Origin of the sequence: Blautia acetigignens, from assembly GCF_025566865.1 — a bacterium.
Lineage (GTDB): Bacteria > Bacillota > Clostridia > Lachnospirales > Lachnospiraceae > Blautia_A > Blautia_A acetigignens.
The window spans coordinates 240,861-267,469 of the sequence record NZ_JAOQJM010000003.1 but is presented as its reverse complement, the minus strand read 5'-3'; the positions used below and the strand labels follow the sequence as shown (position 1 = coordinate 267,469).

Annotated in this window: 21 protein-coding genes and 1 pseudogene; 1 reads left to right on the top strand and 21 read right to left on the bottom strand. The window is 46.6% G+C overall.

Going from position 1 to position 26,609, the window contains the following annotated elements; genetic code table 11:
* Nucleotides 1-46: 46 nt before the first annotated feature.
* The 18 genes from rpsB to OCV70_RS06330 all read right to left on the bottom strand — a co-directional run bounded on the left by rpsB (nucleotide 47) and on the right by OCV70_RS06330 (nucleotide 21,411).
* Nucleotides 47-787: a 30S ribosomal protein S2 gene (gene rpsB, locus OCV70_RS06415; protein WP_117854373.1), complete on the bottom strand. Its 741-nt coding sequence runs from the start codon at nucleotides 785-787 to the stop codon at nucleotides 47-49.
* 223 nt (nucleotides 788-1,010) lie between these two features.
* Nucleotides 1,011-1,787: a pseudouridine synthase gene (locus tag OCV70_RS06410; protein ID WP_117854374.1), complete on the bottom strand. Its 777-nt coding sequence runs from the start codon at nucleotides 1,785-1,787 to the stop codon at nucleotides 1,011-1,013.
* Between the two features lie 24 nt (nucleotides 1,788-1,811).
* Nucleotides 1,812-3,962: a DUF6449 domain-containing protein gene (locus tag OCV70_RS06405; protein ID WP_262579441.1), complete on the bottom strand. Its 2,151-nt coding sequence runs from the start codon at nucleotides 3,960-3,962 to the stop codon at nucleotides 1,812-1,814.
* The gene (locus tag OCV70_RS06400) at nucleotides 3,940-4,839 is read right to left on the bottom strand and encodes an ABC transporter ATP-binding protein (protein WP_021926610.1); all 900 of its coding nucleotides are present in this window, start codon (nucleotides 4,837-4,839) and stop codon (nucleotides 3,940-3,942) included. The genes OCV70_RS06405 and OCV70_RS06400 overlap by 23 nt, the downstream gene beginning before the upstream one ends.
* Nucleotides 4,836-5,207 (bottom strand): GntR family transcriptional regulator, encoded by a 372-nt coding sequence (locus tag OCV70_RS06395; RefSeq protein WP_173765550.1) that lies wholly within the window; start codon nucleotides 5,205-5,207, stop codon nucleotides 4,836-4,838. The genes OCV70_RS06400 and OCV70_RS06395 overlap by 4 nt, the downstream gene beginning before the upstream one ends.
* Nucleotides 5,208-5,427: 220 nt before the next feature.
* A complete protein-coding gene (locus OCV70_RS06390; protein WP_021926612.1) occupies nucleotides 5,428-6,327 on the bottom strand; it encodes a CPBP family intramembrane glutamic endopeptidase in 900 nt (299 codons plus the stop codon).
* A gap of 26 nt (nucleotides 6,328-6,353) precedes the next feature.
* Nucleotides 6,354-7,001, bottom strand: a complete 648-nt coding sequence (locus tag OCV70_RS06385; protein WP_021926613.1) for an HAD-IA family hydrolase — start codon at nucleotides 6,999-7,001, stop codon at nucleotides 6,354-6,356.
* A gap of 103 nt (nucleotides 7,002-7,104) precedes the next feature.
* Nucleotides 7,105-8,223 carry a hypothetical protein gene (locus OCV70_RS06380; RefSeq protein WP_262579440.1) on the bottom strand — a complete coding sequence of 373 codons (1,119 nt, stop codon included), beginning with the start codon at nucleotides 8,221-8,223 and terminating at the stop codon, nucleotides 7,105-7,107.
* Nucleotides 8,224-8,323: 100 nt separating this feature from the next.
* Nucleotides 8,324-9,562: a serine/threonine protein kinase gene (locus tag OCV70_RS06375; RefSeq protein WP_186901595.1), complete on the bottom strand. Its 1,239-nt coding sequence runs from the start codon at nucleotides 9,560-9,562 to the stop codon at nucleotides 8,324-8,326.
* Nucleotides 9,563-9,876: 314 nt separating this feature from the next.
* Entirely contained in the window at nucleotides 9,877-11,610 is a 1,734-nt protein-coding gene (locus OCV70_RS06370) for an ABC transporter ATP-binding protein (protein WP_262579439.1), read from the bottom strand.
* Nucleotides 11,597-13,387: an ABC transporter ATP-binding protein gene (locus OCV70_RS06365; RefSeq protein WP_173765558.1), complete on the bottom strand. Its 1,791-nt coding sequence runs from the start codon at nucleotides 13,385-13,387 to the stop codon at nucleotides 11,597-11,599. The genes OCV70_RS06370 and OCV70_RS06365 overlap by 14 nt, the downstream gene beginning before the upstream one ends.
* Entirely contained in the window at nucleotides 13,374-13,865 is a 492-nt protein-coding gene (locus tag OCV70_RS06360) for a MarR family winged helix-turn-helix transcriptional regulator (RefSeq protein WP_117854382.1), read from the bottom strand. Before OCV70_RS06360 ends, OCV70_RS06365 begins: the two co-directional genes overlap by 14 nt.
* Before the next feature lie 210 nt (nucleotides 13,866-14,075).
* Nucleotides 14,076-15,842, bottom strand: a complete 1,767-nt coding sequence (gene argS, locus OCV70_RS06355) for an arginine--tRNA ligase (protein WP_117854383.1) — start codon at nucleotides 15,840-15,842, stop codon at nucleotides 14,076-14,078.
* A 124-nt stretch (nucleotides 15,843-15,966) separates the two neighbouring features.
* Nucleotides 15,967-16,836 (bottom strand): DegV family protein, encoded by an 870-nt coding sequence (locus OCV70_RS06350; protein ID WP_117854384.1) that lies wholly within the window; start codon nucleotides 16,834-16,836, stop codon nucleotides 15,967-15,969.
* Between the two features lie 275 nt (nucleotides 16,837-17,111).
* Entirely contained in the window at nucleotides 17,112-18,083 is a 972-nt protein-coding gene (locus OCV70_RS06345; RefSeq protein WP_173765559.1) for a hypothetical protein, read from the bottom strand.
* A gap of 10 nt (nucleotides 18,084-18,093) precedes the next feature.
* On the bottom strand, nucleotides 18,094-19,695 hold the full coding sequence (locus tag OCV70_RS06340) for an HlyD family efflux transporter periplasmic adaptor subunit (protein ID WP_262579437.1): 1,602 nt from the start codon (nucleotides 19,693-19,695) through the stop codon (nucleotides 18,094-18,096).
* A 28-nt stretch (nucleotides 19,696-19,723) separates the two neighbouring features.
* On the bottom strand, nucleotides 19,724-20,563 hold the full coding sequence (locus OCV70_RS06335) for a carbohydrate ABC transporter permease (RefSeq protein ID WP_117854387.1): 840 nt from the start codon (nucleotides 20,561-20,563) through the stop codon (nucleotides 19,724-19,726).
* A 2-nt stretch (nucleotides 20,564-20,565) separates the two neighbouring features.
* Complete coding sequence (locus OCV70_RS06330) at nucleotides 20,566-21,411, bottom strand: carbohydrate ABC transporter permease (protein WP_243000353.1); 846 nt, start codon at nucleotides 21,409-21,411, stop codon at nucleotides 20,566-20,568.
* 217 nt (nucleotides 21,412-21,628) lie between these two features.
* Here OCV70_RS06330 and OCV70_RS06325 point away from each other — a divergent pair, with 217 nt between their 5' ends.
* Nucleotides 21,629-22,306, top strand: coding sequence for a response regulator transcription factor (locus OCV70_RS06325; protein ID WP_117854388.1), 678 nt, complete (start codon nucleotides 21,629-21,631; stop codon nucleotides 22,304-22,306).
* 16 nt (nucleotides 22,307-22,322) lie between these two features.
* Here the strand turns inward: OCV70_RS06325 and OCV70_RS20125 are convergent.
* The 3 genes and pseudogenes from OCV70_RS20125 to OCV70_RS06315 form a co-directional block, all read right to left on the bottom strand.
* Nucleotides 22,323-22,394 (bottom strand): annotated as a pseudogene (locus tag OCV70_RS20125) (hypothetical protein); the annotation flags it as partial.
* A 441-nt stretch (nucleotides 22,395-22,835) separates the two neighbouring features.
* Nucleotides 22,836-24,140 (bottom strand): sensor histidine kinase, encoded by a 1,305-nt coding sequence (locus tag OCV70_RS06320; protein ID WP_195588243.1) that lies wholly within the window; start codon nucleotides 24,138-24,140, stop codon nucleotides 22,836-22,838.
* A gap of 77 nt (nucleotides 24,141-24,217) precedes the next feature.
* Nucleotides 24,218-26,581 (bottom strand): extracellular solute-binding protein, encoded by a 2,364-nt coding sequence (locus OCV70_RS06315; protein WP_262579436.1) that lies wholly within the window; start codon nucleotides 26,579-26,581, stop codon nucleotides 24,218-24,220.
* Nucleotides 26,582-26,609 lie beyond the last annotated feature (28 nt).

Sequence of the window (26,609 nt, the reverse complement as noted above, 5' to 3'; positions counted from 1 at the left end):
AGGCAGCCATAAATCACTCATGGCTGTCATCCGGGAGTTTCTTAAATTATTCCTCTGTAGCGAACTCTTCAGACTCAGCCTGGATCTCGCCCTCAGCGTCTGTCTGTCCCTGGTTTGCTTCGATAACTGCGTCAGCCATCTTGGAAACGATCAGTTTTACAGCACGGATAGCATCATCGTTACCCGGGATTACGTAATCCAGTTCTTCTGGATCACAGTTTGTATCGCAGATTCCGATAAGCGGGATTCCAAGTGTATGAGCTTCCTGTACGCAGATCTTTTCTTTCTTAGGATCTACTACGAAGATAGCATCTGGAAGTCTCTTCATCTCTTTGATACCGCCAAGGTTCTTCTGCAGCTTGTCTAATTCTTTTCTTAAAGCGATTACTTCTTTCTTAGGCAGAACATCGAATGTTCCATCAGACTCCATGGTCTCGATCTCTTTCAGCTTTGCAATACGGCTCTGGATAGTCTTGAAGTTGGTAAGCATACCGCCTAACCATCTCTCGTTTACATAGAACTGTCCGCAGCGCTCAGCCTCTGTCTTGATAGCATCCTGAGCCTGTTTCTTAGTACCAACGAAAAGGATGTTTCCTCCGTTAGCTACGATATCAGCGATTGCATTGTAAGCATCGTCAACCATTCCTACAGACTGCTGTAAGTCGATGATGTAGATACCATTTCTCTCTGTGTAGATGTATGGAGCCATTTTAGGGTTCCATCTTCTTGTCTGATGTCCGAAATGAACACCTGCCTCTAAAAGCTGTTTCATTGAAATAACGCTCATGTCTTTTTCTCCTTTTGGTTAAATTCTTCCGCACAGATCTCTTTCCTATCGGACCCAACCTCACACCGTCAGGGCACCATCCATGGGAATCTCTATGCGTGTTTGATGGTTTACAACTTTTGCATTATAACATGACAAAACCCTCCGTGTAAAGAGGGTTTTTGCAAAATTTTCCGCTATTTTCAGGCTTTTTTCCTTTTATGCAAATATTCTGCCGGGCAGACTATCTGCCTTCTTTCAGAGCTGCCAGTTCCTCTTTTGTCAATTCCCGGCACTGACCTTTCGGGAAATCTTCCGGAAGCACCAGCGGCCCCATGGACATTCGCTTCAAATAGATCACCGTTTTGCCAAGCGCTTCCATCATGCGCTTCACCTGGTGAAAACGGCCTTCGTGGATGGTAAGAAGAATCTCGGAACGCCACTTAGCTTCTGATTCTGTGCTTTTCACCGATGCAGAAGGCATCTGTACTTCCCAGGTTTTCAGGATTTCCAGCTTTCCCGGAAGGGTTAGCTCCTCGTCTCCGATATCCACGCCTTCCCGGATCTTCTCTATATCCTCCGGCACCACTTTACCTTCCGTCACAGCGAAATAAGTCTTGTCCACATGCTTTTTCGGGGAAAGCAGCTGGTGGGCCAGCTGGCCGTCATCTGTAATAAGAAGCAATCCTTCCGTATCCTTATCAAGGCGCCCTACTGGAAAAAGATTCCGCCTGCTATCCTTTGGAACCAGCTCCAGAACCGTCTTCTCCCTGGTATCCTCTGTGGCGCTCACATACCCGGCTGGCTTATGCAAAAGATAGTACATAAACTCTGCCCGTGCCCCAAGGCGCTCTCCGCCCAACTCCACCACATCGTTCTCCGGGTCCACCTTCAGTTCCGGCTTTTTCACCTTCTCACCATTTACCTGAACCATTCCCTTCTGGATCAGCTTCTTCACATCTGTTCTCGTGCCGGCTCCTGAATCCGCCAGAAATTTGTCCAGTCTCACTGCTTTTCCCATTTATTATCCCTTACCTTCTATCCTTTATTCCTCTTCTAAAACTTCAAAAGACAATGCCCTCTGTGAATCTTCTTTCATAAATTCCGGAACATCCTTTTCCAGAATTGCCCAGGATGCCTCCGATTCCACACCACCAATCACAACCTTCAGGCTGTCCCAACTTTCCTCTTCTCTTTTTTCCCAGAATGGTACCAGCTGATAACATCTCAGAACTTTTTTCAGTTCCTTCAGCTGCTCTGGCTGATCGTAAACGATTGGGGATGAAACTTCATTGTGGTATTCATCCATATAATATTGTACTTCCACAGAACTCAGATCCACATCATCCATAGAGATAGGATACCCTGTTTCCTTCAAAATTTCAATTGTCCTTTTGAACTGCGGAAATACATAGAAACATGGGGAAAAATAATAATTTCCTGTCTGCCCCGTTCCCATAGCGTTCACACTTTCCACAAACGGCACACCAGAATAGCCAATACTCAGGCCTGCACAAGGTTCCCCTGTCAGCACCTCTGAATCCGCTTCTTTGATATCCTGTCTCAAAGCATCCACCAGCAGCTGCTTCTTTGCCTTATTATCCTGGAAAAGGGAAATCGACTGTCCCGTAATAAAATCACATTTCACCTCATCCACATATTTGTCATCCAGTTCCAAAATGGAATAGTACTCTGACTTCAGGGTTCCCTCAGTCATGCCCTCTTTCCACAAATTCTTGATATCATCCAGGCCCACCATATATTTACGATAAACAACACTTCCGGATTTCAGATCATACCGCACCTTGATTCCTAATGTATTTCCAGAAGGATCCCACAGATTACTGGACCACATGGAATGGCTGTCCTGCAAAATTTCTTTGTAGGCTGCCTTGCTCTCTTTTGCAAGTTTTTTCATGATTTCATAAATATTCTGGTCAACACCCAGATCATTTCCCACAGAATCCCCTGAATCCAGCATGGTGACAGTGCCGTCCTCATTTACTTTCACGTTATAAGCAATTTCCCAACTGTTATCTGCAGATCCGATCGCTATATTTTCAATCTTATCATAGGAAGGAATATATTCGTCATATCCAGCCAGATCAAAAAAGAACACACATGCCACAAGGGCTACACAAGCTCCATTCACTGCAAACTGAAGCTTATGGGAAAAGAATTTCCGGAAATCCCTGTAATAAATAATTTCCATAATACCGCCAGAAAGAATCGTTCCAAGAATCAATCCAAAAATCCACCAGATCGTTCTGGAACTGTCATTTGACAGCATATAGAAAACAAAGCCAATTCCAAGACCGCCTGAAACCACCACCAGGAATTTTACAGCAGTGCCTGCCCAGGGAAAAACAAATGCCATCCCCGTTCTTTCTGATTTTCTGTGTACAAAAGCGCAGTATCCAAGGCCGCCAAGCACAGCTGTCACCAGAAGCACCGCGATCAGCATCCCGCCATAATTTCCTTCTGCATATTTTTTCACAAAAGTATAGGCAAGGGCAACTGGTGAAATCAGTTCTTTCAGCACCTTCACAAGGCAATAGGAACTCTCACTGCGGGTATAATAAAATGCCCTTTCATAAAGATCCAGCAGCACAGAAAACACTGGCCCATAAGCTGCCGCAGCCACCAGAAGCAACGCTCCCATAAGCAGATGTCCTGTAATGCAGATCACCAGCACAACAGAAAAATACAGCAGCAGATACAGAAGCAGATGAAATACCAGCATAACAAATGCCATTTTCATCAGATGCAAACTGAAAAATCCCCGCATTGCCCCGATACACACGCTGAAAAATTCCATCACCAGATAAGGGAGCAGAAAGTACAAAAGGGACTGCAGGCTTTTGTACCAGAACATTCTGGAGCGCTTCACCGGAAGACTGTGGTAAAAATCAATTTTCCTAGGGGAATACAGATACCAGAACTGGCTGATCCCGTTAAACAGCGCCGCAAGAGCAGCCACCGCAAGACCACTCACCATAAAGCCATTCCGCCATAAATTTTCATAGAGGAGGCTGATCTGCTCGGCGGTGTACTCCATTCCGAACCAATTTCCCAGCATAATCAGCTCCGTCACCGGAAACGCCAGCAAAAAGCCGATGGTGACAAATGCCGGAATCCAGATCATTCCTTTCGATGAAATTTTCATATAACGGCTAGAATAAATTTTTGATTTCATAGCCAGCCACCTCCGTTTCGCTGATAAAAATTTCCTCCAGAGTCAGAGGAAGCACCTCCATGAAAAGAGGATTTTTCGCCTGGACTTTCTCCACGATTTCTGATCTGGTTCCCCTTGCCGTGATCATAAGAAGGGAGCCCTGATGCTGTACCTTCAGCACCTGAAGTTCTTTTTCCAGTTCCTTCTCCTGCTGCCTGCCTCCAAGAACGCACTGGATCTTGTGGATATGGAATTTCATATCCTCCAGGTCTTTGGAAAGAAGGATTCCTCCCTTGTGCAAAAGCCCCACATGGTCACAGATATCCTCCAGCTCCCGCAGATTGTGGGATGCGATCACAGGAGTAAATTCCCGGTTCATGATCTCTGATGCAAAAAGGCTTTTCACTGCCTGGCGCATCACCGGATCAAGACCGTCGAAGGTCTCATCGCAAAGAAGATATTTGGTGCCGGCACAAACGCCGATGATCACAAGAAGCTGCTTCTTCATTCCCTTGGAAAATGAGGAAATCCGCTGCTTCTTTTCCAGATGGAACTGATCCATCAGTTCATGGAAAAGCTTGATGCGAAACTCCGGGTAAAAGTTCCGGTAGAACCGTACCATATCCACCGCTGTATAGTTCGGTGGAAAATAGCTGTCATCTGAGATATAGAAAAACAGCTTCTTGGCTTCCTCATTCTCGTACACAGGCAGATCGTCGATAAGAATTTCTCCCTGATCCGGTCGGATAATCCCTGCCATCATCCGAAGCAGAGTGCTTTTCCCGGCGCCGTTGCTCCCTACAAGACCGAATACTTCCCGGTCTCCAATGTCAAGAGTTGCTTGATTCACAGCCTTTGTCTGACCAAAGGCCTTGCTGCATTCCCTGACTTCTATCATGACATTCCCTCCTTGTAACATTCCCTGATAATGTAGATCAGCTCCTCTTCTTCCATTCCCATTACTTTTCCTTTCTGGATCAGGGATTTCAGTTCTCTTTTGTAAGCATTTACGCTGGCCTTTCGCACTTCCTGGCTGTCTGCAATAAAATTCCCCTTCCCTTTCACCGGGTAGATCAGGCCTTCCTGCTCCAGCTGCATATAAGCCCGCTGTATGGTGTTGGGGTTGATGGATAAATCCATCGCCAGCTGCCGGACAGAGGGCATCTTCTCCCCAGGCTTTAGCGCCCCGTTCAGGATCAGATGCCGGAATTTCTCCACGATCTGTTCGTACAGCGGTCTTCTGTCCTGATAATCCAAAACGATCATAGACAGGCTGCCTCCTTTTTCTCTTTTTAATAAAGTCTCGGTGTGCTTATGTGTATTAATACGTTTAGTACACTTAAGATAACATATTTGCTGGTACTGTTCAATAGGTACAGTTATTAAATATTTATAAACACAAAAACTCAGAAAAAGCTTTCTGGCGGAACGCAGCTGCGATGGCTGCGAAACGGCAGGAAAGTTTTTCTGAGTTTCTGTATGATTTTTATATTTTTCTAGTACAACCTCTCTTCTGGTACTTCCTGTAACAATACCAGATTCCGTAAGTTCCCGCCAGAACCAGGAACACATTCAGTACCATAACGGACATAGTTCCTGTGTGATCCAGCATGTACAGCATCACATCACTTACGATCAGGCTCCAGATGTTTGCGCCCATGTGAAGAAGCACACTGGTGAACAGCTTCCCGCTCCATTCCAGAAGCAGCGCGAAAAGTGCTCCCAATATCGTGGCGTAAACGCCCTGGAGCAGATTCATGTGGTAGATTCCAAAGCAAAGGCCGGACAAAAGCGCGGCGGTTACCACGCGCATGTTGTCACGCATGCGAAGAAATACCAGCCATCGGAAAATAATTTCCTCCGCAAGAGGCGCGATAATACCCATCCAGAAAATTAAGCTCCAGATGCTTTTTCCATCAGAGATCAGGGACTGAGTTTCCTGGTAGACTTCCGGGTTTAAATACTGCTGGAAAAGTCCGATGAGAATATTTCCGTACTGTCCCAGGAATGCACCGATCACAAGGAACATGATCATTTCCGGAATGTGAAGATGTCCGCCTATGAGGCTGGAGCAAGATACATTCTTTCCGCTTCCAGCACCAAAGTCCTGTATTCTGCCATCTGAAATGCTGGCAGGCGTCAGTTCTTTTCCCAGTCTTCCCAAAATTCCAGTCAGGCTTCTTCTCCTGTAATCCCCCCGGTATAGCCAGATGCAGGGCACAGATGCCAGGATTCCAGTGAGCCCGGTGAGCAGAAGTGCCTGTTGGTAATAAGCCGTAATATCAGCTCCTGTCCGCCACACCAGAAGATACATTCCCAGATAGGACAAAACCTGGGAAATAGCAAAATGGATTCCTATTGGGTACAGGCATTTCCATGCCAGCACAGGAGGTTTTTGCTTTCTTCTGGGGCTTAGGCGAAAAAATCCAGGATCTCTTCTGCGGAATTTACAATCTTATAGGGATGAGCGTTTTCCAGTTCTTCTTCGGTGCCATAGCCGTAGGAAACCGCAATGCACTCAAGCCCTGCACGTCTTGCGCCAAACACGTCATGCTCTTTGTCGCCAACCATCATTACCTGATCCCTATGTTCAGAAAGCCCCAGCCGTTTAAGTGCTTCCTCAATCACTTCCGTCTTATTGGTTCTGCCGCCCTCCGGCTCACTTCCTACCATCTCATCAAAATAAGAATCAATGTGAAAATGCTCTGCTACGATTTTCACAAAAACCTCTGGCTTTGAGGAGGCAATGGCCAGTTTATATCCCCTGTTTTTCAGCCCGGACAGCATTTCTTCGATTCCAGGGTACAGCTCGTTTTCGAAAATACCAATGGGAGCGTATCTCTCCCGGTAAATCTCCACTGCCTTTCTTGCAGTTTCCTCATCGATTCCTGCATATTCTTCAAACTGCTCCAGAAGGGGCGGTCCTACGAAAATACGCAGCTTCTGAAGATCCGGTTCCGGCTTGCCGATTTTCTCTAGTGCGTACTGTACAGATTTGGTGATTCCCTCACCGGAATCTGTAAGGGTTCCATCTAAGTCAAAGAAAATTGCTTTATACATCTATATGTCAGCCTCCTGTTTATCAAGTATTTTGAAGCGTATGACTGCCAATGTACCAGACGGTTACGCTTTTTCTTATATGGTTGTTTATTATATCATCATTTTATTCTATCGTCCAGACTGGCATTTTCACGATCTTCTTTCCATCTAAGACAGCCAGCAGTTCTATGAAATTGGTTTTCTTCGTAATTGGCTCATCCAGGATAAGAGCATCCCCCTCCTGGTGCCAGGAAGCTTCTTCCCCGTTTAAGCGTAAGGACAAAATTGTGACATCCTGATTCTCTTCTGTTTTTACAAGCTTTATTTCGGGATATTCATTGATAGGGACAGTTTTTGCGTGATGAAAATATATGGTTTTGTTATAATTTTCATCCGTATTTTGTGTTTCTTCTTTATTTTCATGATTACTGTTATATAATTTAAGTTCCGGTGAGTTTTTTGCCATGCCAACTGCTGAAAAAACCGTGCCAAGTGCTGTGATCTTATGCACAGAGGGAGCGGCTGTGGGACTGATTTCCTTGGAATCTTCTTTTGAATCTTCTTTTGAATCTTCTTTTGGATTTTCCTCTGGCTTCTCTTTTGCTTTTTCATCTGTAGTTGAAGCTGACTTTTTTTCTTTGGAAGCTTTATTTCCTGTACCATCACTGCTTTTTTTCGATTGACTATTTAGAGCGTAGCTGGGGTTGGTATTCTCATTATTTCCCGCCCCGCTGCTGTTGTCGTTGCTGGCGCAGTATCCTTCACTGGCACCCGCATTTTGCTCATAGTTTTCTGTATGACTATTGTTGTTATGATTCCCATAACTGCTTTCACCACTGCCATTATTTCCCCCATAGCTGTTTTCATTACCATTAGGATTCCCCCAGGAGCCGCCTTCATTGCTGCTGGTATTCTCCCCTTGGCTGCCTTCACTGCTGTTATTACTCGCTTCGGGATTGTTTACGCTACTATTATTATTTGCTCCAGAACCACTTGCGTTGCTATTATTATTTGTTCCAGGACTGCTTGTGCTATTGTTATTATTTGTTTCAGGGCTGCTTGCGCTGCTGCCTCCATTTGGACTCTGCTCTGGCTTCGCTGGTTCCTGGGGCGCTTCCGGTTCTTCTGTCCAGTCATCAAATGTACCCCCATCCCCTCCAATGTCAATATCGAATCCGCCGAACTCTCCTGCATAGATTTGGCTGTGAATACCGCCGCATATGATACCAGCCATAATAATCACAATCGCTCCAGTTCTCCACCGTTTCACTTTCTTTTCAACCGTTTTTCTCATATCTTCACACTTCAACTGCCTTCCAGTTATTTTTCCATAGCTTCACGCTTCAACCAATTTCCAGCTGCGTTTCCCATATTTTCACGCTTTGACAGTCCGTTCCGTCTGCCCCGCTTGTTTTGTATAAAGCCAGAAGCTTTCTGCTGGAGCTTCGCTGGCCTCTTCGCAGAAGAAACAGGCCATATTTTCCATAGCCTTCTGCATATTCCGGTGCGTATAAAAGCAGCTGTTCATAATATACCGCTGCCCGTTCCCACTCTTTCTGCAGTTCTGCATTCGCCGCCAGCAAAAGTAAAATACGCCTCTGCTCTCTGTCTTCTTTATATTCTTTTTGTATTTTCTGCAATTCTGTCTCAGCCCTTTGGCACAAATTTTCCCAGGATTTGCCTACCTGCGCATTTTCATCAGTGTTTTTTTCTGCCAAAGTGTCATAATAAAGCGTCGTTACTTCTGTCAGCGCTTCCTTAAAGGAAGGCTTTCTCTCCCGCACTGCAAAAAACATGCCGCCAGCAAGCAGAACTGCGGCCGTTCCCAGCACTACTGCCATATTCTTTCTGGTCCGCCCTCTTCTTTTCCCTATGTTAAGAAGCATTTTCTTTGCCTGTGCCGCACTTTGCAGACGTTTTTCTTCCTGCGGCTGCACACAGCGATGCACAAACAGCCACAGCCCCGGAATCTTCCACAAAATTCTCCCCCAGTTTTGCCCGGCCAAAGAGCGGATGGTTTTTCCAAGAGCAAAAAGATCACTTCTTTCACTGACTTTTCCCTGATACTGCTCCGGCGCGGCGAAGCCCTCCGTTCCCATACAGATTCTGGGCTCATTTCCAAATCCCAGTACTGCACTTCCAAAATCCACCAGATACAGCCTGCCAGTCTCCGACAGCATCAGGTTATCCGGCTTCAAATCCCCATAATAAATGGGCGGCTTCTGATTATGTAGATATTCCAGCACCTGAAGCACCGTATCTGAATAACTCAGGATTTCCTCTGCTGTAAATACATGCCCCACTCTTTGCAGCTGTCCCAGGGACTTTCCCCGGATAAATTCCATCACAAGATAGCAGGCTTCTTCTGTCTCAATATAGTCCACCATCCTTGGAACAAAAGGATGTTCCAGCAGACGCAAAAGCTTTGCTTCCCGTTTTTTGGAGATGGGAAGTTCCTTCACTGCCCAGTAATTTCCAAGCTCCATATCCCTGGCAAGGTACAGATGTCCCTCTCCCCCGGAGCCGATTTCCTCCACAACGCAGTAACGCATTTTTAAAATCATGCCTGTAAGACTGATCATGACCACCTCTTTTTTATGTAAAAAACTGTCTGGAAATAAAAATTAAGTGAATAAAACCAATGATAAATCAGATAAAATTAGAGATTATGAAATGCCCGCGTTTTCCATCTGGGCATTTAAGAATGTAATCGAAATTATAACACCAGAATCCTCATCTGAAAAGTACTTTATAAAAATTTCAGAACTGCATAAAATCTCAGCAACCGACCATTTATGCATTCCTTTCCAACTATTTTTCCATAAAAAACTGCTATATGATCACAGAATAAGCTCTTCCTTAACTTCTGTTTTCATACAGCAGTTATAGCTTTCTCTTAAATACTGATAGTTCTTCCCAACTCCGCCGATGTTCTGTGGGAAATGGAAATCACCGTGCGATCCTTTGCCACACGCTTCAGTGCCGCCAGCACACTTTTCTCCGTCTCGGCATCCAGGTTTGCGGTGATCTCATCCAGAAGCAGCATTTTAGGTTCGGCCGCAGCTGCCCTGGCAATGGACAGCAGCTGCCACTGGCCCTTGGAAAAAATCTCCGGTGTACAGATCGTGTCATACCCATTTTCCAGTCTTTCAATTGCCTCCTTTAATCCGGTAAGCTCTGCAACTGCTTTCACCTGACGGTCAGAAATCCGGTTATCATACAGAGTGATCTGATCCCGAACCGTTCCTGGAACCATGTGGAAGGACTGCTCCACATAGCCAAAAAGCTTTCGTCTTTCCTCTGCCCGCACTGCAGCTGTCGGCATACCGTGGATCAGCACCTCTCCCTGATCCGGCTGGTAAAGTCCAAGCAGCAGCTTTAATATGGTACTTTTTCCTGCACCGGTACGGCCAAGAAGCGTAACCTGGTCGGTGTCCATAACTTTAAAATTCAGGTGTTCCAGCACCACATGCTCATCATAGCCAAAGGTCACATCTTTGAATTCTACGAATGGAACTCCACTCTTAGAAACAGACTTCTTTGAAAAATCTGACAGGTTTTCCCTATCTCCTGCATGCTCTGCAAATTTCTCATCCTTCAGCACTTCCATATTTCCTTCAGCCACAACCTGGCTCTTCTCTTCCAATGCCAGAAATTCATTGATCCTGTGAATACCAGCCACAGCCGACTGAATGGTCTGAATCTCCATTCCAAGGCTTTCTACCGGAGTAAAAATCTGGGAAATGTAATTGATCACAGCCACAGCAGTTCCCGCGGACATTCCAAAGAAGGTCAGTACAGACTGATTTCCGGACGCAGAAAGCAGCATCACAACCGCAACCACAATCGCATTCAAGATCAGAATTACCGGAGAATACACCGCATCATAGAAATTGGTCCGCTCCATTGCCTGATAGCTCTCACCAATATAGGTGTCATAACGCTCTTCCATATATTTTTCCCTGGCAAGACAGTGGATGGTGCGGATGTTGTGCAGGGTCTCAGGAACATGGCCGGAAGCTCTTCCCACTGCTTTTCGGTTTTCAATCTGAGCGGTCAGCATGTTTTTCTGCACATGTCTGGTGAACCCAAACAGGAAGGGCAGCATTACAAGAAGCACCACTGTAAGTCCCTTATTTTCAAACCAGATTACCACCAGGATACTGATAATCTTGCAGGCATCTGCAAACATACTAATGATTCCTGATGTAAAAAGATTCTCTACCGTATCAACGTCCCCTACAAAACGGGAAACCAGGGTGCCGGGCTCCTGCCTGGTCAGGTTATCAGAGGTAAGGCTTACGAATTTTTCCATAAGACTGCTTCGAAGAGCATGGGTAATCTTCTGTCCGAATACAGTCAGAAGCCCTTCCCTTGCAGATTCCATAAACCCGGTAAGTGCAAGCATTGCAAAATAAAGGACCAGGATATAAACGGCTGCCTTATTTCCGCCTGTGATGGTATCCACGATCCGGGCCAGGATCAGAGGCGGGATAAGCGCAGTCACAACAGCGCCGACAACGGCCAGAACAATTCCAAGGGACAGCCATTTCTGCTTTTTCACAGTCTGCCAGATGACGGTTTTTACCTGTCTTTTTGGGGCTCCCATAGCTTCCTTATTTTTCTTCATTGCCTGCGCCTCCTTCCTCCATAAACAATTTTTCATATTCCGGCACCTTTCTCAGAAGTTCCTCATGGGTGCCTGTCACTGTTTTTCCATCCTCCATCCAGATGATCTGATCCATCTGTGGGAACAGATACAGACGGTGGGAAATCAACAGAACCATATTCTCCCTAGACTGCTCTTTCAGATTTGCAAAAATCTGCTTCTCCGTGCTTTTATCCAGGGCAGAAAAAGGATCGTCCAGAATCAGCACAGGCTTCTGATAGCAAAGGGTTCTGGCAAGGGCAAGACGTTTTCCCTGACCGCCGGAAAGACGTACCCCGCCATTTCCAACCAAAGTCTGTATGCCGTTGTCCATTTCCTTTACTTCCTCATCCATGCAAACCATTTTAAGGAAATCTTCTGCATTTTTCTTTGTTCCCATAAGAACGTTATTTTCCACGCTGTCATTAAACAACTCTGGATCATGACCAAGATAGCCTATGATACCCGTACGCTTTGATGGTGTCATCTTTTGAAGTTCTTCGCCATCCACCAGGATCTGTCCCTCATAGGGATATTCGCACAAAAAAGCTTTTCCCAAAGTAGATTTTCCGCAGGCCACCGGACCGGTGATTCCGATCATCTGGCCTTTTTTGATCTGAAAGGAAATATCGTTCAAAATCTGTTTACCATCCGGGTAAGCAAACTTCAAATGGCCGATCTGTAATTGAGTTACATTTTCTAAACCAGCTTCTTTTCCTTCTGTATCCTGTCTTTCAGAATTTTCCCTTGCCTTGGCCCCGTTCTCTTCTTCCTGCTTTGTCAAAAGCGGCTTGATTCTTTTCCAGGAAACCTGTGCCTTATGCACTGCATTAAACAGCTTCGCCGCACTGGAGGACTTTACGGACATCTTCACAAAACATGCCAGGAAAGTCGTAAAGGACGCAATGGTCCAGGTGCTCCAGCCTGTTCCAAGAACATTTTTCTGGCCGAAATACAGGATAAACAAAACTCCGACCATGGAAATAATCCGATACACCGGCGGCATTACGGAATTCCAGATATTGGCCTTTACTGCTGATTTTTCATAAGAAGTGAGGTTCTCTTCGTAAGCAAGCTGCCGCTCCTGTTCACATCCAAAAACACGGTATGTAATGGCATTTTCTGCCCTGTCCAAAGTGGCATTGCTCAGATATCCGGACTGCTCTTTGTATGCAGCCCCTGTCCTCTGAATCATCTTTTTCATCTTTTCCGCCGTCATATAGGAAATTGGCGGGAAAATCATGCAAAGCAGTGCCAGCCGGAAATCATACCACAAAAGCATTCCCGCATAAGCAGCCAGGGCCACTCCTGTATCAAAAATCTCCGTGGTAAACTTACGCATTCCTTCCACGCAGTCATCTACGTCCAGGATTGCCTTGGTCATAATGCTTCCCTCGCCCTCTTTCCGAAGGCTTGCGCGGCTTTTCCTTACCAGGCCTGCATACAGGATTTCTTTCATCCGGCGGTTTACATTGTTGGCAAAACGCCGCACATAAAATCGTTTGATGTATCTGGCAATCTGGACAACCGCAATGGCTGTCACATATCCAAGCACCAGAACCAGCATGTCGGAAAACTGTCCCAGCCCTCTCAGAATTTCAACCAGACAGCCGGTCATTTTTCCCTCAAACCAGGGGCCTGCCAGAAGTCCCAGGTTATAGATCAGGCCGGAAATGGTCACGATCAGAAGAACCTTCCATTCTTTTTTGAAATAGGAAAGCACTCTGTCCGGCTGAAAGGTTTTGTCACTTTTCTCCATCTTCTGCTCCCTCATCTTTGTGTTCCATTACCTTTTGTGTCACATCCGGGAATCCAGCCTGGCGCTGCCGCTTTGATTTCCAGTAAAGGGTATCTAAAGTTTTGCAAAACGCTTCTTTTTCCTCTTCTGGAAGCTCTGATAAAAGCCATTCATAAAAAATGGTCTCGATCTGTGCTTTGGAATTTTTCAGTTCTTCTGCCTTGGGTGTAGCGTATAAAAGCTGGCTTCTTCCGTCTTCCGGATTGTGCTTTCGGATCAGGTAGCCTTTGTTTTCCAGGCTTGCCACCCGCTTGGCTGCTGCCCCTTTGTCAATTTTCAGGGACTCTCTCATCACAGTCTGGGTCACTCCTGGATTGTGCCGGATAAAATGTATCACATCAAATTCCGCTGTCCCGATGCCGTCTTCCTTCATCATCTGTACGGTGAATTTGCTGATCTCACGGGCAATTTTTGTCATTTTACGCTGCGTGCTGTCCATGGTTTTCTCCTTTCCCGATTACTTATTTCAAATTAATTAGTTGTATGTTCAACCAGTTAGATGATAGTACAACTAAATTATTCTGTCAAGAACTAGAGCCTGTTTGAAAAAGGGCTGTGCCCTGCCGAAATAACTTGGCAGATACACAGCCCTGTAAAATACGTTTTCTTTATGCGAAATAATCTCAGGAAATTTTCCTTACAAATCCCATCACATCTTATCCGGTGCTTCAAATCCCAGAAGATCAATGCTTGTCTCAAGCACTCTCTTGGTCAGCAAAAGCAGGCGGATATAGGATTCCTTCTGTGCCTGGTTCTCCTCGCTGAGAATCTTGGTCTCGTGATAGAAGCTGTTGAATGCATTGGATACTTCGTAAATATAAGCGCAGATCTTGTGAGGTGCCTTCTCCTCAAATGCACTCTCAATCATGCTGCCAAATCCGGAAAGCTGAAGCATCAGGTTCTTCTCGCTTCCATTGGAAGCCTTCAGAAGCTCTCCAGCCTCAAGGTTTCCGCCTGCTTCCACATAGCGGTTCAGGATGGATTTGATACGAACAATGGTGTAAAGGATGTACGGACCTGTATTTCCCTCGAAGGAAGTGAAACGGTCTACATCAAAAATATAATCCTTGGTTGCCTGGTTGGAAAGATCACCGTATTTGATTGCAGCCAGACCTACGATCTTGGCAGTATCTTTGGCATCCTTATCGCGGACGCTTCTGTTCTCCACGATCTTATTAAACATTTCCTCGTCAATGTCTGCGATCAGGTTCTCAAGACGCATAACGCCGCCTTCTCTTGTCTTAAACGGCTTGCCGTCCTTACCGTTCATGGTACCAAATCCAAGGAAGGAAAGCTTGGTGTCATCCTCTACCAGTCCGGTCTTTCTTGCACAGCGGAATACCTGGATGAAGTGCAGCTCCTGACGCTTATCTACAACGTAAAGAATCTCATCCGGGTGGAACAGCTTCATACGCTCTACAATGGTAGCAAGGTCTGTAGTTGTATAAAGAGAAGCTCCGTCAGATTTCAGAAGCATGCAAGGCGGAATTTCCTTGGTATCGGTATCTTCCTTTACATCTACAACAAGTGCGCCCTGATCCTGGTATGCGAAGCCTTTTTCCTTCATCATCTCTACCATATCCGGGATGTATGGCTGGGCATCGGATTCCTTTTTCCAGAGGTCAAAGGATACGTTTAAGTTGGCATAGTTTCTCTTAAGGTCTGTAACAGAAACATTCATAATGTGGTTCCACAGAGCCATGTATCCTGGCTTGCCCTGCTGAAGAAGGTGAGTGGCCTCAAGTGCCTCCTGGCGGTATGCCTCATCCTCTTTGGATTTGCCGCTTGCACATGGATAGATTTCTTCCAGCTCGCTGATGGTAAATGGCGCTTCTGTTGGATATTCTCCTGTAAAGCTGTCATCAAAATATACAAGCTCCGGCTGTCTGTGCTTCAGCTCGGTGATGATCAGTCCCATCTGAAGTCCCCAGTCCCCAAGATGAACGTCACCGATCACCTTGTGTCCCACGAAACGGCCGATTCTCTTAATGCTCTCGCCAATGATGGCAGAACGAAGATGTCCTACATGGAGCGGCTTGGCAACGTTTGGTCCGCCGTAGTCGATCACGATGGTCTTCGGCTCTTTGGCTGTGTCTGCACCAAGCTTCTCGTCCTTCTCCATCTCCTTCAGATAATCTGCAAGGAACTCCTCGCTGACCTTCAGATTAATAAATCCAGGCTTTACCATTTCTTTCATGGAAAAGACTTTGGAGTCTGCCAGGTTGGCTACTACGTCGTCAGCGATCATAAACGGTGCCTTCTTGTAAGCCTTGGCTCCTGCCATGGCACCGTTGCACTGGTATTCGCAAAGATCCGGACGGTTGGATACGCCTACTTTTCCGTAGGACGGATCATATCCTGCTTTCTCGAATGCAGAAGAAAGCTCTTCCGCCATATAGTCTGTAAGTTTTTTCATAAATCCTCCTAAATTCCCCGAGGGGATGTTATTTCTGTTATCATTTCTGCAATTTCTGTCACCCGGCAGTTCAAAAAAGTTCATTCACAGAACTATTTCTGACTCTGTAACTCCTGTCTGTATATTACACGGTCACTTTACGTGAACATGCAATTGCCAGGGAACCATGTCCAATGTGACATGCCACGCTAAGGGACAGCGGATCCATGTGAATCTCCATTCCCGGGAATGCCTCCTGCATCTCCTGCTTCCACTCCTGTGCCTCTTCCGGGTTGCCGGTGTAAGCAGCCTGAAGACACATCTCTCCATTCTGGACAAACTGGGCAAAACGTCCCTCGAAGTCTGCCTTCATGGCCTTCAGCATAGTACGTCTGGCCTGCTTCTTGCCTCTTACCTTGGCAAAAGCATCTAGCTTCTCTCCCTGGAGCTGCAGTACCGGCTTCAGGTTCAGAACCGTACCGATTGCGGCTGCCGCCGGGGTGATTCTTCCGCCCTTCTTCAGATATTTCAAAGTCTCAAGGGTAATATAAATACTGGAATTGAATTTCTCCTCCTCCAGGATCTTCTTAATCTCTGCACCGCTTCTGCCTGCCTCACGAAGGGCAATGGCGTCCTCCACAGACTGGCGCTGGGTTACGGAAATTCGCTGATTATCTACCACATGCACTCTGCCCTCATATTCCTGGGCAAGTCCCATTGCAGTGGCGCAGGTAGCACTAAGTCCGCTGGACATAGGGATCTGTACGATCTCATCATATTCCTTCAGAAGGGTATCCCAAAGTCCCATGGTCTCTCCCGGGCTTGGCTGGGAGGTAGAAATCAAAGCGTCGCTCTTCAGCCACTGATAAAATTCCTCCTGGCTTAAGGTGATTCCTTCCAGATACATTTTCTCATTAATAAAAAAAGGCATAGGGATCACAGATACTCCAAGTCTGCGTCCTTCCTCCTGCGTAATGCCGCTGTTACTGTCCGTTACAATGGCAATCTTACTCATTCAATCTCTCCTTATCTCTTATAAAAAATCGTCACTGTTCTGCCCTTTCGGCTCTGATTTTCCAGATAAAACAGCAACTGTAAATCCTCATCCCTGCTGAAGCCTGTTTGAAAAGGGATCCAGGGTCTTACACTCCATTATAATACCTCTGGTCCCTTCTGGCAAATACTTTAGAGAAATCTCTCACGAAAAAATGTACCAAAATATTCCTTTTCCAGGAAAATTCTTTTGACAAAACAGGAAAAGGACGTCTGGTACAGCATTTTGTGTATGCCCTACCAGACGCCCGCAATCAGCATGATCACAGTTGCTGCCGCACATTTTAGCATGCATCCCATGCCTGCGCACAGACGCTCTGCCTGGGCAGCTGTTTTGGGAAGCATCACATACCACCGGAAAAGTTCCATTTCTTTTTGGATTTTTTCCGGCCAGAAAGAGAAGTCGGACCATTTATCCGGCAGCCAGTCGTAGGGAAAGGTAATCCAGCCTGAGAGAAAGAACAGGCATCCTCCCCACAAAAAAGCTGTCAGGATCCATCTTAAATAGCGGCTGCCTTTTACCAGCCTGCCAAGGATTCCCTGAATACAAAAGGCTGCAAGCAGAACAAACGCGGCGGGAAACCATGGAGTCAGATTTTCAAGCCAGCCGTCATCCACCAGTGTTCCAAAATAGCCGTTGCTCATGAGGAATCCGGAAGCTGCATTTTCCTTACTTTGTCCTTTTGCCGGACGGACCAGCACCTGGGTGTAAATGGTGTCCTTTGCATCGGGGTGAATGAGAATCCGATGCATATTCCAGGATGCCGCCTGGCGAACCAGATAGGTTTTGTCGTTCAAAACCACTGCTCCGCCAACACAGTTTCTGCTTCCAAATAACTCCACTGCTGTTTTTTCATCTATAATGCAGCCTTCCTGGTCGTTCTCATCCAGGGCCATGCCCTCCCGGTCGTACAGAGATGCCTTTCCAAGAACACCAGTAACTGCCACCTGTGTCTGGCGAACGTATTCGGGATTTTGCAGATCTGTCATTCCGCCATTCCATACAAAACAAAGATCTGTGAACTCCTCTGCTTTAGCACCGGACAAAAGGATTTCTTCTGCCCGTTTCTGATCGGGGTATGTGCCATAGAGTTCAATCACAGCTGCATTGCTTTCTTCCATAGATGCATAATTCTGAATTCCCGAATAAAAAAGCAGGGCTGCGATGATCCACAAGCAGATATTTTTCCAGTATTTTTTAAGATTCATTGCTTTTCCCCTAATCTTCTGTCAGCCTTACCCGGCTGCCATCCTTCAGTTCCCGGTTCGCCGAAACGATCACCTGCTGCCCGGAGGATATGCTTCCGCTTTCCAGGGCTGCCGTTGTCTGGTTTTTGTCCTTGACTGTCACAAAAACCTGACGGGCCACCAGCACGGTTCCAAGCACTGTATTTTCTGTGTCCGTCACATACACATAATTCTGGCCGTTTTCCTCATAAAGCGTTGTCAGCGGAACACAGCAGTCATAAGGACCAGCGTCCTTTGATATGGAAAACTGGGCGGTCTGTCCGATGGAAAGGCTGCCCTTTGGAAGCAAGATGGAAAGATTTCGTATGTCAGGATCGTTCTCATCTTCTGTGATACCCTCTACAGTTGCGCCGGATATATCATTATTGTTATTATCTTTAATCTGAACATCCATGCCGGTATCAATGTATTTCAGGTTTTCTTTGGAAATGCTTCCGGTCATTCGGAAATCATCGTCAAGAAGATAGAGGACTGCAGCAGCGCCCTGCCCGGTAATGTCTCCCGTCTGTACGGACAGGCTTTTCAGGACACTGTCGGAGGGTGATGTTATGATTCCTCCCGTATCTTGAAGCAGGGTCACTTTTTCCAGATCTTCCTTTGTGTTTTCCAGCTCCCGCTTTGTATTTTCCAGAGTACTGTCAGAGGCCTGGGGTGCGTTGGCATCGGTTATATTTTTGCCGGCACTGGCAAGAGTCTGGTTTCTTCCTGCGATTACCTCGTTTAAAGCCTCCTGTTTCCCGCGAAGGTCGTCCTGGAGGGCTTTTTCTGTGGCGGAATCATCCTGGGTGGAAGCAGCGTCGGAGCTTGAACTTGTCCCGGAGCTTTCCTCTAACTCGCCGTTATCCGATAGCTGTGAACTGCCATCTAAAGTCTCATTGCCAGATTGCGTCGCGATGCTATAATCGGTATTATCTTGCTGTGCTTCTTCCCGAGCGGTCTCCGTCTCGCCTCCGCTCTCAAAGCTATTTACAGAAGCTTCTGACTCTCTAGCCCCGTCCTCTGCCTCCCCGGTATCGCCGGAGGTAAAGCCTGCCATTTCATTTTTTTCCTGCGCAGCTGCTTCTCTCTCCTGATAAAATTCCTCCAGGCGCTGTCTGGCAACATTCACCTCTGCCCTTGCATTATCCACAGAAACATTTCCGCTCTGCGCAGCAAGCGCATAAGAATTCTCCGCCCAGGACTGCTCAGACGCTCTTTTCTGGTTATCCACACTTTTCTGGCTTTCCAGATCCTTCACCTGGCCTTCCAGGGTTTTGATCTTATTTTCCAGTTCCTTTGCGGCAGATGAAATGCTCTCGCCTGAAAGCTTCATAAGAGCATCCCCTTTTTTCACCGTTTCCCCGGCATGGACCAAAACCTGCTCCACCTGCAGGTTTTCCTGGACAAATACAGCCATCTCCTGGCTGCCCTCCACTTTTCCGGTGCCTGTCACCTCATGGGTCACCATCTGATTCTGGGGATTTTTTACCTGGATCTGTATCACATTCACAGAATCCGCCGCTCTTGATAATATAGCAAAAATCAGCATCACGGCAAAATACATCCCCGCCGCACCAATCAATTTTTTCTTCATGTCAATCTCCAATCTTCCTTTTCCATTTTTATTCCTTCACAGCTGTAGAGACAATTCCCTGCTCCAGGTAATCCTGCCCGGCAAAAAACACCAGTACAGCCGGAATCAGGGCAACCATAGACGCCGCAAAAGCGGTGCCTGCATGATCCATGTCAATATTGGGCAGATACAAAGACAGGGGCCACAACTCCTTTGTCTTCAGAAATACCATAGGCTGCTCAATCAGGTTCCAGTATTCCAGGAACCCAAGAACCATGGCAGAAATGACGCCAGGTGAACCTAAGGGGATGGCAATCATAAAAAACAGCCGAAGTTCACCTGCGCCGTCAAGTCTTGCCGCTTCCAGAAGCGCCAGAGGGATTCCCTCAAAAAAGCGGTACATAATAAATACGGGGAATGTGGAGAAAACCGCCGGGAGAATAATTCCCAAAAGCGAGTCCAAAAGCCGTAAATCATCCAGCACCAGATAATTGCCAAGGAGCATAACCTGAAATGGCATCATCATCAGTGCGATATACAAAGTAAACAATCCTTTTTTTCCTGGAAAATCAAACTTGGCAAATCCCCAGGCCGCAGGCATTCCTACAAGAAGCTCGCCTGCAAGTGCTCCTAATGTGATCTTCACGGAATTCCAGAACATGACGAAAAATTCCGGGGAATCTAATAGCACCTCCACGTAGGATCTTAAAGTAGGATACTCCGGGAACAGCTTCCAGGAGGCATAGCCTGTGCTTCCTGTTTTTAAAACAGGAAGAAGCAGATCCGTAAGCTCGTTTTTTCCCATCAGGGAGCCCACTGCAAGGAACAGAACCGGGAATACGAAAACAAGGGCCAAAAGGGTAAGCAAAAATGCGGTTATCTTTTTCATCCTTATGCATCCCCTTCCCAGGCCCTCTGCAAAAGCAGGATCAGTGCCATGATCACAAGTCCCGTGATCACAGCTGCCGCGGACATTTTGTCTATGGCAAGGTCTCTGTACCAGTTATTGAACAGATGCTGAAGAAGATACATTTTTTCCTGTGGATAGTCTCCTGCTGCCAGATAGGCCTCGCGGTACACCTTAAAGCCATTTAGCAGAGACAGTACCACAATGGTAAAAAGGGAGGGGAGAAGGTTTGGCATGGTGATACAGGTAAAGCATTTCCAGGTTCCTGCCCCGTCCACATGGGCAGCCTCATAAAGGGACTCCGGAATGGCAGACAGCCCCGCCAGCCAGAGAACAATGTCATACCCCAGGTTTCTCCAGATATAGCTGATCACAAGCACGCCAAAGGAGGCGCCTGTATTCATCCAGTCCACGTTTTTCAGGGACAGCATGAACAGTAAATGGTTTAAAATTCCCTGTCCATTAAACAGAGCTCTCCATAAAAGTACAACCGAGGCAACCGGGATTGCCATGGGAAGTAAAAAGGCTGTTTTCAAAAGCTGTCTGTGCATTTCCTTTAGTCCATTTATCAGTACAGCTGTTATTAATGACAGAAGCACCAGCAAGGGAATACAGGTTCCGAAAAAACGAATGGTATTTTCTCCAGCCAGCAGAAATGCCTGATTAGCAAAAACGGTCTCATAATTTTTCAGTCCTGTAAACGTCCCTCCCACTGCACTGAAAAAGGAGCGGCGGATCACATCCATATAAGGAAGGAGCCAGAACAGGCAGACGCCTGCAAAGCTTGGCAGAATAAATAAAATGCCTTTGAAGGCACGTTTTCTTTTCAAAGATAAATCCTCTTTTCATCACTCATTGTCTGGAGGAAATGATGTTTCCTGATGAAGTAAAGATAACAGTGGAATCTCTATTTTTTCTCTAAATGAGTGATTTTTCTCTAAATGAGTAATTGATTTTTTTAGAAATTTTTTTAGAGATATTTTTTAGATTTCTGTGGTACAATGAGAAAAATGCCAAAATTGAAAATAGATCAGAAAGGTTTTTGCAATGCGTATTTTAATGATAGAGGATGATAAAGAACTGGCGGAGATTACGAAGCTTCGCCTGGAGAAAGACAATTTCACAGTGGATGTGTGCCTGGACGGCGCGGAGGGGCTTTATTATATGCAGGAAAACATGTATGACCTTGTGATCCTGGACCGCATGCTTCCTTCTATGGACGGCACCCAGGTTTTAAAGGAGGCGCGGAAAGCGAATGTATCCACACCTGTGATTTTTCTGACGGCACTTGGAGAACTTGAGGACAAGATTACGGGGCTTGACTGCGGTGCAGATGATTATATGGTGAAGCCTTTCGCCTTTGAGGAGCTGCTGGCGCGAATCCGCAGCATTATGCGCCGTCCTGGCAAATGGGGCGATCTGGGGCTTTTGAAGCTTGGGGATGTGTCCTTTGATCCGGAGTGCGGACGGCTCTCTAAAGGGGCGAAGGAATGCACCCTGTCCAAGCGGGAAAGTACCCTGATGGAGGTGTTTCTCCGAAATCCAGGCCAGGTACTCCCCAGAACCCTTCTTCTCTCCCGCGTCTGGGGCCTGGAATCTGATGTAGAAGACGGCAACCTGGACAACTACATCCACTTCCTCCGTCGCCGCCTGCACGCCGTAGACAGCAGTCTCCAGTTAAAAACCATCCGCGGAGTTGGGTATCAGATGGAGGTGTATCACTGAAAGGGGATTTAGTGAATCAAGGGGAACGCTGGCTATTGAAAACTATTCCCGCGATCTGCATGCCCCACTTTGCGATATATTTTGCAGAAAGCCTTTTTCAAACACGCTCTAGGAGTAACAGGTGCCCAGAGGCTGTGCATCGCTGGAATTCCCTTAGTGCCGGTCAATAGGCTTCGGGTTTGCACCTGGAAACAGCAGAGCCTTAGAGTATGTGTATCTGTCTGAATTCCCTCCCAGCGCCAGCGAAGAAGTATCGTTTTAGCACATTCTCTTTGCCAGTAACCAGTGAGTTCGCAATGTATATTCGTGAGCAGGTCATTCCAGGAGCGCTTTTAACGGAGACGAGATCCACTGTCTACGAAGACTTAACATCGAAGGCTCTCCTGAGATGTTTAGTCGCAGTTGACAGTTAGCTCGGCGAAGTGTTGCGACGACCTGCGATGAATATACATTGTGAACTCACGTCCTGGTAACAACTGCTTCACTAAGTCCCACCAGACCTGCATAAACGCAATCCCAAACGCCTCTGTCACTTCGGCAGCCGAACCACAAAAGTAGTACCCCCTCCTTTTGTATCCTCAATCCGGATGCTTCCATGATGCAGCGTCACGATCTCCTTTGCAATGCAAAGCCCAAGTCCAAAATGCTGCTTATCCTTCCTGGAAGAATCTGCCCGGTAAAATCTCTGGAACACTGCTTCCTTATTCTCATCCGAAATCCCCGGTCCATTATCCTCCACATAAATCCTAAAATATTTTTCCTTTTCTTCCACACCGATCCTGATTTTTCCACCTGCAGGAACATAGCTGGCACCATTATCCAGAAGGATTCCCAGAACCTGACTGATCCGTCCGCCATCGCATCTGCACGGGGAAAGAGACTCATCTGGAAGCTCCACGTTCATGGAAATTCCTTTTTCCCGAAGCAACGGCTCATACTTCTCATACGTCTCCAAAAGCAAAGTATCCAGCTCACAGGGCGACTTCATAATACTCCAGGACTTATTGTCCGCATTTGCCAGCGCCAGCATATCCCCGATCAACCGGGACATCCTGGTTCCCTCACTTTTAATAGTGGAAAGGAAGCGCCTGCACTCCCCCGGATCCGCCTCTATGGCCTGAACGCTTGATAAGATCACAGCCAGCGGTGACCGCAGCTCATGGGAGGCCGAAGCAATAAACTGAGTCTGCCTTTTCCGGTTCTCTTCCAGCGGCCGCAGCATTTTCCCGGTAAAAAACCAGGAAAACACAACCAGTGCCAGCACCGCGATCAGCAGCAATCCTCCCCACAAAATCCTCTGGTGAAAAATCTGTCCCTTCAATCCGTCAAGGGGATACACCAACACCAGGCTTAACACGCCGCTTCCCTTTGGAATCAGCGCCGTACATGCATAAAAATCTGCTGTCTCAAAATAAACTTCTTTGGGAAGGGAAATGCTTCCCGTATACTCTACATCCAGCCCTTGCTCCTCCCTGGAGATTCTGGCAGCCTCCGCCAGCATATTTTCCACAGAGCTTTTCCGGCCATTTTCCCCTGAAGCATTGGAGCTGCTTTCCTCATTCAGCTTGTCAAAAAACAGCCTTTTCCCATTATTCAGGATCCGAAGCTCCACTCCATATTCCTGCTTGGCTTCCAGGATCCATTTGTGGGAAAGCACGCTCTGGGTTTCCAGGTAAGCTACACAGGAATTTCCATTATTTAAAAACCTCTCATAGCTGTTGCGGGTAAGTCCCCGCTCAAAAATCACAAGACTGGCAATTGCCATCAAAATCAGAATCTCGCTTGTGATCAATGCCGAAAATATTGTCATTTGCCTGTGCAGCTTTTTAAACATTTATACTCTCCATACTGCGCTGCAGCTGGTACTTTCTCCCCAGCTGCAGCACCCCTTCCTGTTAATTACAATCAAATTTACTCTGCCAGATACAGATTCACCTGCTGGATCACCGCATTTGCAGCCTCATCCAGATTAATTTCTCCGTTCAGATAGCGCACGCCAGCCTCACTGACCGCACTGGTGATAATGGCATTATCCAAGATCGGAGTAGTCAGTGTTTTTCCAAGCTGCTTCAGTGCGTCTACCTTATCAGCAGACGGAACCACAATCTTATATTCCACTCCCTGACCGCTATAGCCGCTGCCAAGAACCTTTCCTTCTTCGCCCTGATTCCAGTAGTCCTCTCCATCGTACACGCTTTCCACTACAGGAAATCCGTCCTTCTGCGAAACTGTTTGTCCCTCTTCTGAAAACAGATACTGTACAAATTTCTCTGCTGCCTCCTTCTGGGAGGCCTTGGAGCTGATTCCGATTTTGTTCACCGGGATAAAGCAGTTTGCAGCCTGTCCATTCCAAATTCCATAGGACAAGGAAGAATCGGTGTCTGCCATGGAAGTCACATATGCAAAATCCATAGGAGAATAGACACCGCCCACAGCAAAGCTGCAGATCCCGTTTAGCAGCGTTATGGTCTCCCCTTTGATGCCGTAAGACCTGTCATACTCTGCCTGCTGACCCTCGTCAAAGGCCTGCGGATAAGCAGCTTTTAATTCCTCGATGCCATCCTTTCCAGCCTGATAAATTCTTCCGGCCTGCTCAAGGAACTCTTTCACTTTTTCTTCATCCAAGGTTCCGTTTTCCTTCACCCAGGCTGCTGAATTGTCATCTGCAAGTTCTTCCAGAAATGCTTTCGGATACATGGAATATGTAAGAGGAAGCTTATAAAATGTTTCTGTAGAAAGCCCGTATTCCTCTTTATGTTTTTCCGTCACATCTGCCAGAGAGGTAAGATCCGTCACGGCATCCACATCCTCTTTCTTTCCTTCGATCATAGGGACTCCAAATTTCACAGGCATCTCATAAATGCTTCCATCTTCACTTTTATACGCCTCTTCAATATTGGAAAGCAGTCCCGCAGCTTTTAAAATACCGCTTAAATCCTCCAGCATTCCCTGCTCCACATATGTCTCAGAAGAAATTCCATCCAGGATCAGAATATCCGGTCCTTTTCCAGCCATAATCTCTGTATTCAGGGTTTTCAGCGCGTCTGTACGGGTCACGCCATCATCCCCGGACATTCCCGTTTCCAGAGTCAGATAAATATCCGGATATTTTTTCTGGAACATGGCCACAGCCTGACGAATGCTGGAATTGTCTTCCAGAGAATAAATGGTAAGCTCTGTATCCGGCACAGTTGGAGTGTCTGCTGAATAAGTATAGGAATACAGCTTTCCAGACATTGTACTGGAATTGTAATCGATTTCTGCTATATAAATTTTTCCGTCAGGACCTAATACCATATCTTCAAAAGCCTTATTCGCAGTGCTAATGGTATTCAGACTTCCATCAATCACCTGTTCGATCACATTGCCCCCAAAAGCATACCGATACAGACCGGTGCTGTCCACATAAAATACGGTTCCTTCCTCATCTCCGTCCATAAACATCAAAGAGGTACCAGATGAATTTCCAAATTCCAGATTGGAGGGCGTCTTTTTCAGCTGTTCCGTAAGAACATCACCACCCTCGGCAGGTTTACCGGTGGCCACATCATAATAATACACCTCACCGGCTGAAACTATGATCAGATACTCAGAAGTGACACCCATATAATCTGTAGAACTTCCTTTTTCATATTCATGAACGATGCTGCCATCCGTTGGATTGATTTCCTGAATTCCGTTTCCTGAAAACTGCAAAAACAGATTCCCGTTTGCACCGATCTTCATCCCCCAGGCCAAACCATCTGCTGCATTTTCAAATACCAGCTTTCTACCTTCACCGCCAGCCGGACAGTAATAGTAATCCATGGTTCCCAGGCCATTTTCATCCTCAGCTTCTACATATACGCCGCCCAGAATGCTTCCATCCTTTCCCAGGGCTGTTTTATAAAACAGCTCCCCATTGGAACTCTCCAGTCCGAAAATACTTGCAAGCGTCACGCCTTCATCCCAGTCTGCTCCCTGATCTGCTGACTTATACAGGCACAGCACGCCATCTCCATTTTGTGCGATCATTTCCATGCTTCCGTCTTCCAGAATCTGCAGACTGGAAATTTCCATGCAGCCCTTTGGCACTGCCAGTTCTTCTTCCAGATAGCGTCCCATTGCCTTTGACTCCCCGGAACCAGATGCGTCCTTTTTTTCTGCATTTTCATTACCTGACTGACTGCTTCCACTGTCACCGCCACTGCATCCTGTCAGGCTGGCTGCTGTAATTGCCATGCACGCGGCTGTGGATACAGATACAAGCCGCTTCCATTTCTTATATTTTCCCATATTAAAAAGTCTCCTTCCATTGTTAAGG